Consider the following 14,008-nt stretch of genomic DNA (forward strand, 5'->3'; position numbering starts at 1 on the left):
GATCGACTCGTACCCGACATTCTTAAATCGGGGCGACAGATTGACGCTTCACTAGCCACAACCAAGGCAACCATGGGTCAACCAGTCGCTTCGGCCGCAAACATCTGGCGAAAACCTAAGCGGCAAGATAACCAGCCGCTGAAAAAACGAGGTCGGGATGGCAACCTTGCCGCTACCCCAACACGGACGTCCCAAAAGCAAAAACTGCGGGAATACGCAGACTATTCGATCAGGCTGATCAGTGAATCCGTCAATGCACTCACTGGTGCCGACGTTTCGCTATAAGTCCACATGTTGCGAACCAGATCAGTCATCAGCATGCCACCGAGAGCCATCACGCAAAGGACCAACATCAACGATACGCACTGAAGCATGCTGAAGGGGATCTCGTAGGCTGAAACGGCCGCACCGGATGCAGAAGCCATCGAGGATCCGTCCAAGGCAATCGCTTCGCCGTCATCTTCGATGGCCACGGCTTCGTCGCCGTCGCCGAATCCGCCAAAACCGTCTCCGGCATCGCCGAACGCATTATCCGCGTCGAGCCCGGGCGCGTCCCCGAATACGTCTCCACCAAAGGGATCTGCTTCGACTGCACCGACATCTTCAAACTCAACCGCTTCACCAATCGCCTCGGCGGAATCTTCCACTTCGATGACCTGGGAACCGCTCTCGATGTCCGCATCAAGCCCAACTCCTGAAGGCGACAATTGGAATTCTTCATCGGCTTGGAAGTCAACCATCGAACCGCTTCCGCCGCCAACACCACTGCCGCTGCTGCCGCCATCCGAAAGTTCTGCACCAAGATCCAATGCCGAGATACTGCTGCCGGCTAAGTCCAAAGGTTCACTTTCAAGCGACAAGCCGCTGTCCGACGGGCTCATCAAGTTGATGCCGCTGTCACCTGCAACCGAGATATCGCTTCCCGCACTGCTGATTACCAAGTCATCGTCGTCATCGGCAATGACCAAATCGTCATCGTCGGCCAACGCATCATCGATGTCGCCCAAGGCCGAATCGCCAAGCATGTCGACTCCCATGCTGCTGCCCAACCCAGAGCTGTTGGACACGCCCGACGAACCGAGCAGGTCTTCGCTGTCACCGCTGATCAATCCGCTGCCCTGCTGTTCCGCACTCAGCAAATCGAGTTCACTCAGAACGTCGGCGCCTCGTGATCCGCCAAGGACGTCCGGCGCCGAGTCTTCCGAATCCAGTCCAAGATCGCTCATCAATTCTAAGCTGCTAGCGCCCGCCGATTTGACGGTACCGATGTCACTGCCAATGACATCCATGGCACTATCATCGTCGTCCTCGCCAATTAGCTCTTCGCCGCTGTCATCGTCTGGCTCAGATCCCGAAAAGCTCAAATCGCTATCAGTGTTGAGTTTGATTTCATCGTCGCCGATTCCTAGCAAGCTGCCACTATCGCTCGATGAGAGGCTGCCAACGTCCGATAGAATACCCGAATCGTTGGAAGCCACCGAATCCAAACTGATATCGCTCTCGGGCGCTAGAACATCGGGATGCGACTCTGATATTTCTTTGAGTTCTGCATCGGTAACTGGGCCGGTGCTACCTGCGTTAGGTTCGATCGCGAGATCGAGTTGTGCTGAATCGTGCAGGATAGCCGGATCGTTAAGCTGCAAGTCGGCCGAGTCGATTTCAAGAAGATCAACGCCGCTGCTTTCCTTCAACAGGTCAGTATCACTGGCAACAATTGCAACGTCGCTTCCGTCACCTTCAGAAGCGACCAAATTGACATCGCTGCCGCTCACACCTAACAACCCTGACTCGCTGCCAATCCCAAGATCGCTACCATCATCGGACAATGCGTGATCGCCGCCGATAATGCTGCTGCTAAGCATCAGGTCGTCATCTTCAACCAAGATTCCGCTGCCGCCTGAAAGTGCGTCACCTAATTCATCTTGCAGACGATCGATCTCGTTCTCTGGAAACTTCCAGCTCGCGCCATCACGAAAACCTCGGATCTGACCTTGGCTACGCAGTTCCACCAACTTCTCTGTGGGAACACCGAGCTTCTTTGCTGCTTCTTCAAGGGATAAGTAGTTTGCCATGCGTGGTGAGGCTCCGCGTATGTCGCTTGATCAACCAACCAACGTCAAACGACGTTCGATCGGACCAAGCTCATGAATGAGTATTTTGGGTGACCCAGCCAAAGAAAGAAGACTGTTCAGCACGACGCAACATCGGCGCCACCACAACCCATTCACCCCTACCGCCCCAATGTGACGCGTCTGGGAGGCGGTAAAGCTAGCGTCCACCCAGTTGGCGAATCTCGTTCGGCAACGGGGCAGTGGCATTGAGTTGCAGCGAAAAGTCGGCCTCGATCGGTCGACTGCTGACCAGCCGGATTTTCCCCGACCTATCAATATGATACACGGCCATCCACGCTTTGCTGGTATCAACCAGCGTAATTGTCTGAGTTCCCCCGCCGTCAGAATGGGAAAATCCGATCATGTCACCCGCAGCACCTACCTTTGGACCAGAACCACCCGAAAGAGCGGGTTGAGTCGCAGCGATTGCGGCTGCTGAGGCGGAGTTTTCGGGTTCTGATGGTTGACTTTGTACCGGTTGGCCAAACGCGACCGGTGAACTGGTGTTCGGGATCGCCGGGGGTTCTTGCGCCCAGTTCGCTTGGTCACCCATTCCGATACTTGCCAACATTGCGACCACGGCAACGATCGGAAACCACGATCGAAGCAAGAAACGACGGGGCGGGAAACTCATGGCTGGCTGCCTAACTGAAAAGAAGACCTATCAAACACGTAGACCGCAACTTATCCGCGATCAATTCCAGCCAACAAGATGAATCCGCGGACATCACAAGCAAATCAGCAACCTCGGTTGCCGACGAGGGACGCTAAAACGCTCGGTTTTTCGGCTCACGCGAACTCCATGTCAAACCTTGCGGATTGGATAAAGTCTGGCGAACGTAACGGTCGAAATAGAGGAAAGGAGGACCGTCTTTCGGTCTGATCACGCCGACATTCCGGCGAGAACACCCTCTCGATGAAATCATTGTGATGAACGAAGCAAACGTCATTCAGGCAGCCGAGCAGCAAGATTCGGCCGGGCACAGTCAATCTGCCCAGGGTTACCGAATGGGGAATCCCGCGTTCGCGTTCGGCATTGGCTTGGTCATGGCTAGCGGTGTCTATGCCGCGATCTATGCGTTTTCCTCGTTCGGCGCTACTGAATCTCTTGTGGCGCCACTTCGGCGGTACTTCTTGGGACACCCCGTCGCGGTTGCTGCGACCATTCTATTCTGCTTTGCCTTGGGAACTTTGATCGCCAAGTCTTGGGCCGTGATGGTTCAAAACAATTTTCTTAATCGCATCGCCGACGATCATCTGCTGCCGTCGCTGAGCGATGCATCAAGTCCCGCGAAGCAATGGCTTGCCCAAAACGACGCTGGCCATGTCGCTAAACAATGGCAGGCTAGTCTTTCATCACTTTCCCAAGCCACTCGCCAATCGCAGTTGGTTCGACGACTCGACGAGGTTCTCTCACGACAATCTCAACGTGGATCATCAAAACAACTCCCCGATGACTTACGAGAACTATCAAGCCGCGATGCAGACGCCGCTCATGATTCGCTTGGCATGGTTCGGATCATTGTTTGGGCCATTCCCATGTTGGGATTCCTTGGAACTGTGATCGGGATCACGCAAACGTTGGGCGGTCTCGATTTCACGAACGGTTCGGCCGCGGTAGACAATCTTAAGAGTGGTTTGTACGTCGCCTTTGATACGACAGCGGTTGGTTTGGTGTTATCGGTCGTCGCGATCTTCATTCAGTTCCCCGTCGAGCGAGCCGAGCAGCAGATGCTCGATACCATCGACGCTCGGATCGGCAGACTGGTTTCGGCGAATCTGCCCAGCGATGAAGCATCCGACAATCAAACCGCATTGATCGCGGACCTTTGTCGAGGCGTTCAGGCTGCGGTTGCAGAGTCGCTTGAAAACCAAGCGGAACTCTGGAAGAACACCATCGAGTCGGCGCAAAACCAATGGCAGTCGGTTCATGATCACAACAATGACAAGATTGTCGAAGCGTTCAAAGTCAGTCTCGTCCCTGCACTCGTCCAACATTCCGAAGTGCTATCGAAGTCACAGGATCGTTTCGACTCACTGGCCATGATTGAACAGTCGCTCGATAAGAACCTGCAAATGCTCGCGCGCACTACTGCGGCAATCGAACAAAACCAAGACCACAGGTTCCAACTTCGTTCGGAAACGGACCAGTCGATGGCAGATGCGGTTCGCACACTCGCTCGAGCCGTGGATGTCTTAACCCGACATATGGCCAAGCAAGAAGTTTCCACTCATGGCACTTCGCATTCCAAGCTAAACGTGGAAAGCGTGTCTTCGACGAACACGAATCAACCTTCACTTAGGCGGGCAGCATGAGCGGGGGACGTCGCGCGACTCTCTCGCCATCCCTGTTCCCGTTTCTAGCGGTGCTCATTTGCACGCTCGGAACGTTGATTTTGCTGCTGGCGTTGGTCGCCCAGAACGCAAGTGAACACGCGGTTGCCGAGGCGACGCAGAAAGCGAAAGCAACCAGCAACGTCGCCGATGACGAGGCTGCAGCACAGCACGCTGGTCTTCGCGCCCAGGTCGTGGATTCCATGGTTGAGGAAGAACAGTTTCGTGTTGAGAAACTGGTATCGTTTCGCAAGCAACAAACCGCGGATATTGAAGAACGACGTGACCGAATTGCTCACGTGGAAGCTCACATGCAGAAGCTTCGCGAGCAACTAGCTCGGCTCAGCAGCGAAGTCGAACGAGCGTTATCGTCCGATGATGTCAAGCTGAGCGAGAATCGCCTCGAAAGCCTCCAACGTGAACTGGCTGATGAGTCAGAGCTACTTGAAAAGTTGAAGGCCGAATCGGGAACCCAGAAGCCGCGTGTCGTGATTGTGCCTCACAAAGGACCCAACGGAACCGATCGCCGACCTATCTATTTGGAATGCACAGAACAGGGCATGGTCGTGTGGCCCGAACAAATTCAGATTAGCGTCGATCAACTCGAACGTAGTCAGCCCGGAGCCAATCCTGTTGAAGCCGCGCTTCGCGTGGTTCGCAATCACGCCATGCAAGTCTATGGCGATGCCGCACCGCCCTACCCTTTGCTGGTTGTCCGTCCCGATGGAATCGAAACCTACGCGGCCGCTCGTGGTGCGATGAAGGATTACGACGATCAATTTGGTTACGAACTGGTCCCTGCCGACGTTCAACTCGCTATGCCGAGTCCAGATCCCAACCTTCGGCAAAGCATGCAGCAGGCTGTGACGCAGTCAATTGAAAAACAGGTTCAACTAGCTTCAATCGCTCGCAGCAATAATGTTCGCCAGTCGAGTCGATTGCCCGTCCTTTCGGCTGCCTCGCTTGATCGCCAAGGTCGCACCGGTGGTTATCGCGAAGTGACGCGAGATGATGCACGTTATGGATTTGCCGGCGGCAATGATGCCACCAACGCTGCCCGCGCCTACGCAACTCAGCAAAACCGCTACTCAAGCCCCTCCTCAACGACGTCCAACGCTATGGGATCGGGATACAGTGCGGAAGTCTCTGGGGCATCCAGTGGCATTGATCCTGCTCAAGAACAAAAGTGGGCCAACGACATGCGTGACGCAGCCGCTGAACTTCGCGGTCGCGGTAGTAGCCTGGACGAAAGCCTTGGTGGTCTTGGCGATCAGCCGATGACTGGCGCTTTAGGTGGCCACGGTGACGACGATGCTTCGACTGAAGATAGGCAAACAACGTCGAAGGACGATTTCAATAACGCGGGCTATACCATGCCTGATTCTTCGCTTCGTGGTCCTTCGCTTGCCGCTTCGGATTTCAAATCACAAGACGGCACTTTCCATGAACTTCCCGATGGGCAATTGGAGGATCAGGAAGGTTCCTCTTCGGCGTCACACGCCGGCGGAAGTGAAGCCCAGGGGTCGGCTAAGTCGATGCCAAACCAGCCGGTGAACTCGCAAGGGAGTGGCTCTGGATCGCCACAAATGAAGGGACAAATGGCTGGTCAGCAAAACGCGAAGGCCGATAGGCAACCGCCGCCGCAAAGTTCGTACAGCCAAACGCCAGCATCGCAACTGGCTCAACCAGGTCAGAAAGAATGGGCCCTGCCGCGGAATGTCGCTGGCATGAATGGCAGTTCGATTGTGCGAACAATGAAAGCCCAGTCGCACGAAGATCGCTTCGTCCTACTAGGAACCAACCGGGGCGAACCAACGGAAGTCTTCGGCGTGTTCAACAATGATCCGCGCCGAGCCATTCTAGAAATGGCGACCGCAGTTCGCGATCGTGTTGATCGTTGGGGCGTGGCGTTGCCCGGGGGAAGATGGCAACCGCAACTTGAAGTCGAAGTCCTGCCCGGCGGCGAAACCCGTTTCACGCAGTTGCAACGTCTGATGCAAGACAGCGGTGTGGATGTCGTTGCCAAGCTAAGTGACGCTAACCTCAAACCTTAAGCCGAGCGGCAAGAACATGGCCAAGGGTCGAAAAAAAAGATCAGCGATTGAACTCGGACACGATGCCTTCTTGGACATCGTCGCAAACCTCGTTGGCATTCTAATCATTCTTGTCGTCGTCCTCGGCGCTCAGTCAACCGCCGTTATCGAGCAAGTCACTGAGGACGAAGACGCAACCGTGGTGAATCTCACCAACGAAGAATTTGCCACTGACCAACAGCTAGAAGTGTTGGCGGGCGTGACCATGCGAGCCGCCGCGGCGCAAGCGGATTCCAATCGACTCGAACGATTGGTCACTCAGTACGATGCAGAACTCGAGGCGCGAATGGAACAGCGAGGCATGTTGATGGACTTGCTTTCCGAAGCCCAAGCCGCCTGGCAAGCCAAACAACGTGACCTTGACCAGGACAAACTAGCAGCCGCCAAGCTGCAAACCGAACTAGAAATTACCGAGCAGCAACTAGCGCAGATTCGGGGTGAGCGAGAGCGAATCGAAGGCGAACCCGCGCCCGTGGTCGCCGTTGCACATTTGCCGACTCCCATGGCCAAGACCGTCTTTGGTGAAGAAATTCACTTGCGTCTTAAAGACAACCGTTTGTCAGTCGTTCCCCTAGAACGTTTGCTTGAAGAAATCAAAGACGACCTTCAACGCGCCATGAACGGATCTCGAAACGGCGAAATTGACGGAGCCGTTGGCCCCGTCCGCGGATATGTCGCACGGTACGCAATGGACAAAAGCCAGGGACTGATTTCGCGAGGAGGCACGGCTCAGATGGCAACGCGAGTCCAATTGGTAGGACTCATGCTCGAACCAATGAGCGAACCTTATGGACAAGAAATTGAGAAAGTGTTCGCGGGAAAGAGCGAACTCGACATTGAGCTTGCCGGTCGTGATCCCAATACAACCACCATCACAGTCTGGGTTTATCCCGACAGCTTCGCATCTTTTCGGCGACTCAAGGAAGTGCTTTACACTCGCGGCTTCGCCACCGCTGCTCGGCCTTTGCCCCAGAACGCAAAGATCACCGGCAGCGCCAACGGATCACGATCCGACGCGCAGTAGCCGACTTGGTAAAGCAGGTACAAGACGCCGCTGTATCGGATCAAAATCAAAACAACCCTTAGGCGTCGTCGTTAACCCTTCTTCGACTTCGTGATTTGTTCCTTGGCCCAGGCAGCGGCGCCAAGCACACCAGCGTCGTCGCCCAACTTAGCGGCCACCACGTCGAACCGATCCTTGTAAACGCTCATCACGCTTTTCTGTGCCGTTTTCTTGACGGTGCTGACGATCAAGTCCTCCATCGCCTCCACGAGTCCACCACCCAGGATGATCTTGTCAGGTGCCAAGATGTGGACAATGTTCATGACTGCCATACCGATCGCTTCCGCAGCTTCTTCAACAAGTTTGCGAACCACCTTGTCGCCATTCTCGATCGAATCGGCAATCGCACCGCTCCGGATCTCAACGACATCAGTGCCTGTCTTCTTGAAAAGATACGGCGCGTCGCCGCGAATCGCAGCCTTGGCTGCTTCCGCGGCAATCGTCAATCGACTGGCCTCGGATTCAACGGTCCCCGGAATCGCGAATCCACTACCTCGCGTGCTGCTGGCGATCTTGGTGTGCCCGATCTCCATGCAACTGATGCCGGCCCCCTGAAGGATCTTCCCTTCGTAAACGCATCCGCCACCGACGCCCGTTCCCGGGAAAATACCCACGGCGCATCGTGACCCTTTGGCGGCACCGAATTGATACTCACCAAACACGCCTGCATCGACGTCATTGAGAACGACGGTAGGACACTTGAAGTGCTTGGTAAGCAAACTGCCGATTTGGACATCATCCCAGCCTAAGTTGGGCGTGCTCAGAATGTCGCCCTTCACCAGATCGATCGGACCGGGACAACCAATTCCAATGCCAGCGATATCGCCCACGTCGAGTTCGTTCTCGTCGAGCAAGCGAGTGATCGTCGAGATAATACGATGAGACCCGCTGTCGCTTCCCTCGCGCCCCCTTGTCTTTCGGCGGCGGCGGCCAAGTTCTTTCCAGTCATCGTCGTAAGCGATGGTAAGCATCTTCGTGCCACCAAGATCAAACCCGATCCAGAACTTCTTTCCGGAGTTTTTCTTGCTCACGACCGAGGAGCTAGTTTTTTTATCATCCGTTTTCTTATCTTCAGGCAGCTTTTCTTCGTCGGGCATCTCAGACTCCTAGGCACCAGTGAATCCATCAGGTCGGCAAAATCACAGCGAAACACCGTGTTCGTTTACGATTTAAGCAGACTCAAACCGGTTGAAATCATCAACCCGGGCACAATTACGACATTTTCTTCTTAAACGCGAAATAATCGGGCCCACTGGCGCATCTTCTATCCAGGTACCGACACCCCCAACCTTTGTCAGAGCAGCCAACATCGCCGAATACTCCAGCAAGCCCAAAAGTGATGGGTAACCTCACGACTTCGAACTCAGCTGAATCGAACAAAACCGAATTGGCCAGCGAGCAAGAATCGTGCTGGGAGGAAACACTTGCCTTGACGCTGCCCGGACTGCGAGCGTTCCTGCGTTCCCGAAAGCTTCAAGAATCCGACATTGACGACTGCCTGCAAAGTGTTGCCATGAAAGCCATCGTCTCGGGCGAGCAAATTCCTCCGATCGCTAGGCGAGCTTGGTTGTTTCGAGTCGCGTCCAACGAAGCCGCCAAGTTCTGGAGAACCCAAGCAACCTCTCGAGTCTCGAACAATGAGGAGGTCGATCGCGGCATGGCAACCGACGTACCCATCGAACCATTGATTCAACAGGAAACGCTTGCGGAACTGAAAGCCAAACTGCTGACGCTACCAAAGACAACTCAAACTATCATTCAGATGAAACTGCACCAAGACATGACGTTTCAACAGATCGCGGATCATTTAGACATCCCCATTGGGACCGCTTTAACTCGGATGCGAAGAGGTCTGGCAAGGCTTAGAGAACACATGAACGTAGAAAACAATGACCCGAGCAAGTCGACATGAAACGAACATCCTTAACTAAATTTGATGACGATAAACTTGCCGACGAAGACCTTTGCCTCGCGTACTTGCTTGGCGACCTGGACGCTGTTCAACAAGGACAATTCGAACATCGTCTGGCGTCTGATTCGCGACTAGCCGAAGTGTTGCTGATGCAATCCGACTTGATTGTGCAGCTTTCGACCGAAGCAGAACCCGCTCCGCTCGTGCAGAAAGCCGAACCCCAAACGACTTGGGTTGCTTGGGTTTCGATTGCCATTGCCGTTGGTTTGGGCGGAATCATCGTTGGCATATGGCCCAAAGGTTCATCAATTGGCACGCCCCAACAATCCGGCGATACCATCGCGTCCACCACACCAAGCAACGCCTTCACTGCAACAAGCCCCGACCAACTCGATCACAATGTTATCGACAACTCGGAAACGTCACTCATTGCCGTCGCGTGGGCGAACGATCTTAGCTTCGACAATGCGAGTGACACCGCGACTGGTGTTTTGGACGAAATGGAATTCGACGACTCAGACTTGATTGCCGACGATGCTACCGAAGACTTCAACGAAGCCCCAAACGATGACCTAGACCAAGACGACGTGGATTGGATCTTCGTGGGTCTTACATCGATAGAATTCGACGCCGATGGAGAACTAAACCATGACGAAGGTTAGTCAAAAGATTATCCGAGTTGGTGCAATGGTCACCGTGCTGGCAACAATCGCGGCGCCCCATACGCTCGCCAACGAGCGAGTTGCTCAAACCGTCACGGCGGATCGCGACAGCGAAGAAAAGACGGGCGAGTCACCGACCGTTCGCAAATCAACAAGCGGGGCAGAAGCTTCGCGTAAGAATGTCGTTTTGGACGCCACGACCGAAGCGTCGGCATTGCAACTTGTCGATTCGCACCTGCCCGAACTTCGTCCGATCCTAGAAAACCTACGTCGCGTTCAACCAAAGGCCTATCGCAAAGCGGTCATTGGATTAGCGAGGTCATCGCGTCGCCTCGAAGCACTTCGACAACGTGATGAACCCACCTTTGATGTTGAACTGCAAGAGTTGAAACTGCGAACGCAAGTCGATCTGTTGACTGCGAAACTGAAGGTCCGAGACAGTGACAAGGATCGCAGCGAACTGCAGACCGCCGTTACGAACCTTCAATCTGTTCAAGTTCAGCGATTGCAACTAGAAGTTGAATTCCTAAAGCAACGTGTCGCGAACGCGAAACAAACTCTCGAAACGGCTCAAGAACGTTTGAAGTCAAAGCAATCGGACGCCTCAAAGCAAATCGAAAAAGCCATCGAAGCATCCCTTCGTAAAGCTGGCCGACTCGATGCTGGCAGAAAACGCAATAGCAAGGAAACGGTAGCCAACGATGAATAGTTCAATCCCCATGATCCGCGTGTCGCGTTGGATCAGCATTGCAATGTTGATGACTTGCAGCACCCTCGTACTAAGCGAATTCGCATGGAACGTCGCAGCGATCAATGCAGGCGAGCTTAAGTCCGCTGACGGTTCTGCCGGTACGTCGGAAGCCGATCGTGCTCAGCCCTTTGCCCCGCTTAGTGATCGATTCGCGGACGGGTCAACGGAAGAGATCCCTGATTTCCAAAAGCACATCACACCTCTTTTGGGGCGACTGGGTTGCAACGGCCGTGCCTGTCATGGATCGTTCCAAGGTCGTGGGGGCTTTGCGCTCTCACTGTTCGGGTACGACTTCCAAGCGGACCATTCGGCCTTGATGGAAGAATCAAGCGGGCGGGTTGATGTTGATGATCCCGATGAAAGCTTGATCCTATCCAAGCCGCTTGATGCGGATTCCCATGAAGGAGGAAAACGCTTTGACGAGGGGAGTTGGCAACATCATGTGCTTCGCCGTTGGATTGAATCTGGAGCCACGCTTGATGCGGGTAAGCCAAAAGCATTGGATGCTTTGGATGTGTATCCCAGTGAGATCATCTTTGCAAACTCTGATGGAACAGCCCAACTAAAGGTGATCGCCAAGTGGCAGGATGGCACCCGTGAGGACGTGACTGAACTTTGCCGCTTTCAAACCAACGATGATTCAATCGCAATCATCGACGAAGACGGACAAGTAGCCGCAGGAATGTACGGCGACACACACGTGGTCGTCTTTTATGACAACTCCGTCGTTCCGATCCCCGTTCTTCGCCCCCGGTCTGATCATGGATCAGCGACTGCGTACGTGGATTCCACTTCCATCAATTCTTCGGATCACATGATCGACAAACTCGTCGATCAGAAACTACGCAAGCTCGCCATCGTTCCCTCAGGCACCTGTAGCGACGCTGATTTCATACGGCGGGCTAGCCTTGATGTGTGTGGAACGCTTCCGACCACGCAACGAGTCCGCGAATTTCTAAACGATTCGTCACCGGACAAACGGGAACGATTGATTGACGAACTTCTTGATTCTCCCGCCTACGCTGCGTGGTGGGCTACACGATTGTCGGATTGGACAGGAAATAGCGAACCGCAAATGCGCAACCTGCTGCCGATTCCTGAAGTCGCCAGCAAACTTTGGTACGAATGGTTGCGCAAACGAGTTGCCGACAACATGCCCTACGACAAAATTGTCGAAGGCATCGTCATGGCCAGCAGTCGTGAACCCGGTGAAGACTACGAAACATATTGCGCCAACATGAGCGACGCATGTCGAGAAGGTGGCGAGAAACAGTTTGCCCAACGATCGAGCATGCCGCTTTATTGGGGACGTCAAAACTTCCAGAAAAACGAGGACCGGGCGATCGGTTTTGGTTACTCATTCTTAGGCGTTCGCATCGAGTGCGCTCAATGTCACAAGCATCCCTTCGACAGTTGGTCGAAACAAGATTTCGATCAGTTTGCCAAGCTGTTCAGTCCGATTCGAATGAACCGGGGCGCGGTGGCTCCTGATTCGCTCGCTGCTCGCAATAAGATGCTCCAAAAACTTAGCGGAAGCGATTCGCTGGAGAAGAAAAAGATTGGAATGCTGCTGCAAGGAGCCGGAAAGCTGATCAAACAAGGCGAAGTGGCACCTTTTGGTGAACTGGTCGTCAACGAACGCAAGCCGATTCGAGCCAACGTCGACAACGACCCAAAGTCGAACACCAACAATAAGAAGTCGAAGAAGCAGGCTAAGAAGAGACCCCAGCGGCGTGTCCCCAGTGGCATTATCCTCGGAGAGGAAGTCGGCATCACGTTGGACAAGGACCCACGCGAAGAGTTGATGCAGTGGTTACGGGCCGAAGACAATCCTTACTTTGCCAAAGCGATCGTGAACCGCGTATGGGCCAACTATTTCGGTATCGGAATCGTCAATCCCGTGGATGATTTGAACCTTGCCAATCCACCGAGCAACGCCGATTTACTGAACGAATTGGCGGAGCAATTCATCGAACAGGATTTCGATTTGAAGTGGCTGCATCGAACGATCACGACGAGTCAAACCTATGCCCGGTCTTCTGAACCCAATGAAACTAATAGCAGTGACCAATCCAATTTTTCGCGGCACATACCGCACCGCTTACCCGCCGAAGTACTGGCCGATTGCGTGACGCTGGCCACGGCATCGGATTCCGTGGGCACACAGTTCCGGAGTGAACTGAAATCGTTAGCGATTGCAAACGGAAAGGCTCAAGGCCGCAATCGGCGAGACTACGCGATGCAAGTGTTCGGACAATCGACCCGCGCATCGAATTGCGATTGCGATCGCAGTGACTCACCCAGCCTTTTGCAGTCAGTTTATCTGCGGAACGACATCGACATTCATCGCGGCATATCTGCGACCGATGGTTGGGTAAACCAAGCGTGTCGTGATTTAGGCGAAGCAGGTCCCACAGCCATTGCCATGAACAATGTGTCGACGAAGGTGACGCAGGGTGAAAAATCTCGAGTCCGTATGATTGAGATTGCCAAAAGGTATGCGACGCTCGACAAGCCAGCCAACCAATCCGCTCGAAAACAAATGCGGCGAACTTACGACAAAATCGCCAAGCGAATGATGTCGTTCAACTTTGCGGCGCCCAAACTCGACGAACTAGCTAAAGATCCCGAATCTTGGACGATGCTAACCACGATTGCGGGCACCCCCGTTGGTCCCAATAGCTTAGACGCGACTGACGAACGAGAAAAAGCGAATGAATCAGCCAAAGTGATGTCGCTTGATGACATTGTGGATGATGCCTACCTACGTTCCCTTTCGCGTTTTCCAGATGAAGAAGAGCGTCAGATTAGCATCGCGTTTATCGAGGAATCTGACTCGCTGGCCAGCGGACTCAGTTCGCTTATCTGGGCATTGGTCAACACCAAAGAATTCGTGCTGACTCATTGAACCAGCACGCTGACCTGTGACGACATGGGATCGCCACTCCAAGTATCTAGTAACGTTTTCCAATCGTTTTCTCAATTCTGATCGAACTGTTATGCACCGAACCTGTGATGGCATGCGCCGACGAGATTTGCTTCGCGCCGGCGTGATTGCGACCGGTACCCTGCCCTTCGCGGG

10 protein-coding genes are annotated in these 14,008 nt (G+C 54.0%); 7 read left to right on the forward strand and 3 right to left on the reverse strand.

What is annotated here, in order from left to right; genetic code table 11:
* Positions 1–221: 221 nt before the first annotated feature.
* Both Pla22_RS04270 and Pla22_RS04275 read right to left on the reverse strand, forming a co-directional pair.
* Entirely contained in the window at positions 222–2,072 is a 1,851-nt protein-coding gene (locus Pla22_RS04270; RefSeq protein ID WP_146513511.1) for a helix-turn-helix domain-containing protein, read from the reverse strand.
* A gap of 196 nt (positions 2,073–2,268) precedes the next feature.
* On the reverse strand, positions 2,269–2,745 hold the full coding sequence (locus Pla22_RS04275; protein WP_146513512.1) for a hypothetical protein: 477 nt from the start codon (positions 2,743–2,745) through the stop codon (positions 2,269–2,271).
* A gap of 296 nt (positions 2,746–3,041) precedes the next feature.
* On the opposite strand from Pla22_RS04275, the gene Pla22_RS04280 reads away from it, so the two are divergent.
* The 3 genes from Pla22_RS04280 to Pla22_RS04290 are packed head-to-tail and all read left to right on the forward strand — an operon-like array spanning position 3,042 to position 7,562.
* A complete protein-coding gene (locus tag Pla22_RS04280) occupies positions 3,042–4,427 on the forward strand; it encodes a MotA/TolQ/ExbB proton channel family protein (protein WP_146513513.1) in 1,386 nt (461 codons plus the stop codon).
* Positions 4,424–6,499, forward strand: a complete 2,076-nt coding sequence (locus Pla22_RS04285) for a hypothetical protein (protein ID WP_146513514.1) — start codon at positions 4,424–4,426, stop codon at positions 6,497–6,499. Before Pla22_RS04280 ends, Pla22_RS04285 begins: the two co-directional genes overlap by 4 nt.
* Positions 6,477–7,562, forward strand: a complete 1,086-nt coding sequence (locus tag Pla22_RS04290; RefSeq protein WP_242631785.1) for a hypothetical protein — start codon at positions 6,477–6,479, stop codon at positions 7,560–7,562. The genes Pla22_RS04285 and Pla22_RS04290 overlap by 23 nt, the downstream gene beginning before the upstream one ends.
* Positions 7,563–7,633: 71 nt before the next feature.
* Here the strand turns inward: Pla22_RS04290 and Pla22_RS04295 are convergent, their stop codons facing one another.
* Positions 7,634–8,698, reverse strand: coding sequence for an ROK family protein (locus Pla22_RS04295; protein ID WP_146513515.1), 1,065 nt, complete (start codon positions 8,696–8,698; stop codon positions 7,634–7,636).
* Between the two features lie 242 nt (positions 8,699–8,940).
* On the opposite strand from Pla22_RS04295, the gene Pla22_RS04300 reads away from it, so the two are divergent.
* Genes Pla22_RS04300 through Pla22_RS04315 form a run of 4 tightly spaced genes read left to right on the forward strand, consistent with a single transcriptional unit; the run spans position 8,941 to position 13,834 of the window.
* A complete protein-coding gene (locus Pla22_RS04300; RefSeq protein WP_146513516.1) occupies positions 8,941–9,513 on the forward strand; it encodes an RNA polymerase sigma factor in 573 nt (190 codons plus the stop codon).
* The gene (locus Pla22_RS04305) at positions 9,510–10,175 is read left to right on the forward strand and encodes an anti-sigma factor family protein (protein ID WP_146513517.1); all 666 of its coding nucleotides are present in this window, start codon (positions 9,510–9,512) and stop codon (positions 10,173–10,175) included. The genes Pla22_RS04300 and Pla22_RS04305 overlap by 4 nt, the downstream gene beginning before the upstream one ends.
* Positions 10,162–10,884, forward strand: coding sequence for a hypothetical protein (locus Pla22_RS04310; RefSeq protein ID WP_146513518.1), 723 nt, complete (start codon positions 10,162–10,164; stop codon positions 10,882–10,884). Before Pla22_RS04305 ends, Pla22_RS04310 begins: the two co-directional genes overlap by 14 nt.
* A complete protein-coding gene (locus tag Pla22_RS04315) occupies positions 10,877–13,834 on the forward strand; it encodes a DUF1549 and DUF1553 domain-containing protein (RefSeq protein WP_242631786.1) in 2,958 nt (985 codons plus the stop codon). Before Pla22_RS04310 ends, Pla22_RS04315 begins: the two co-directional genes overlap by 8 nt.
* Positions 13,835–14,008 lie beyond the last annotated feature (174 nt).

Source organism: Rubripirellula amarantea (genome assembly GCF_007859865.1).
GTDB lineage: Bacteria > Planctomycetota > Planctomycetia > Pirellulales > Pirellulaceae > Rubripirellula > Rubripirellula amarantea.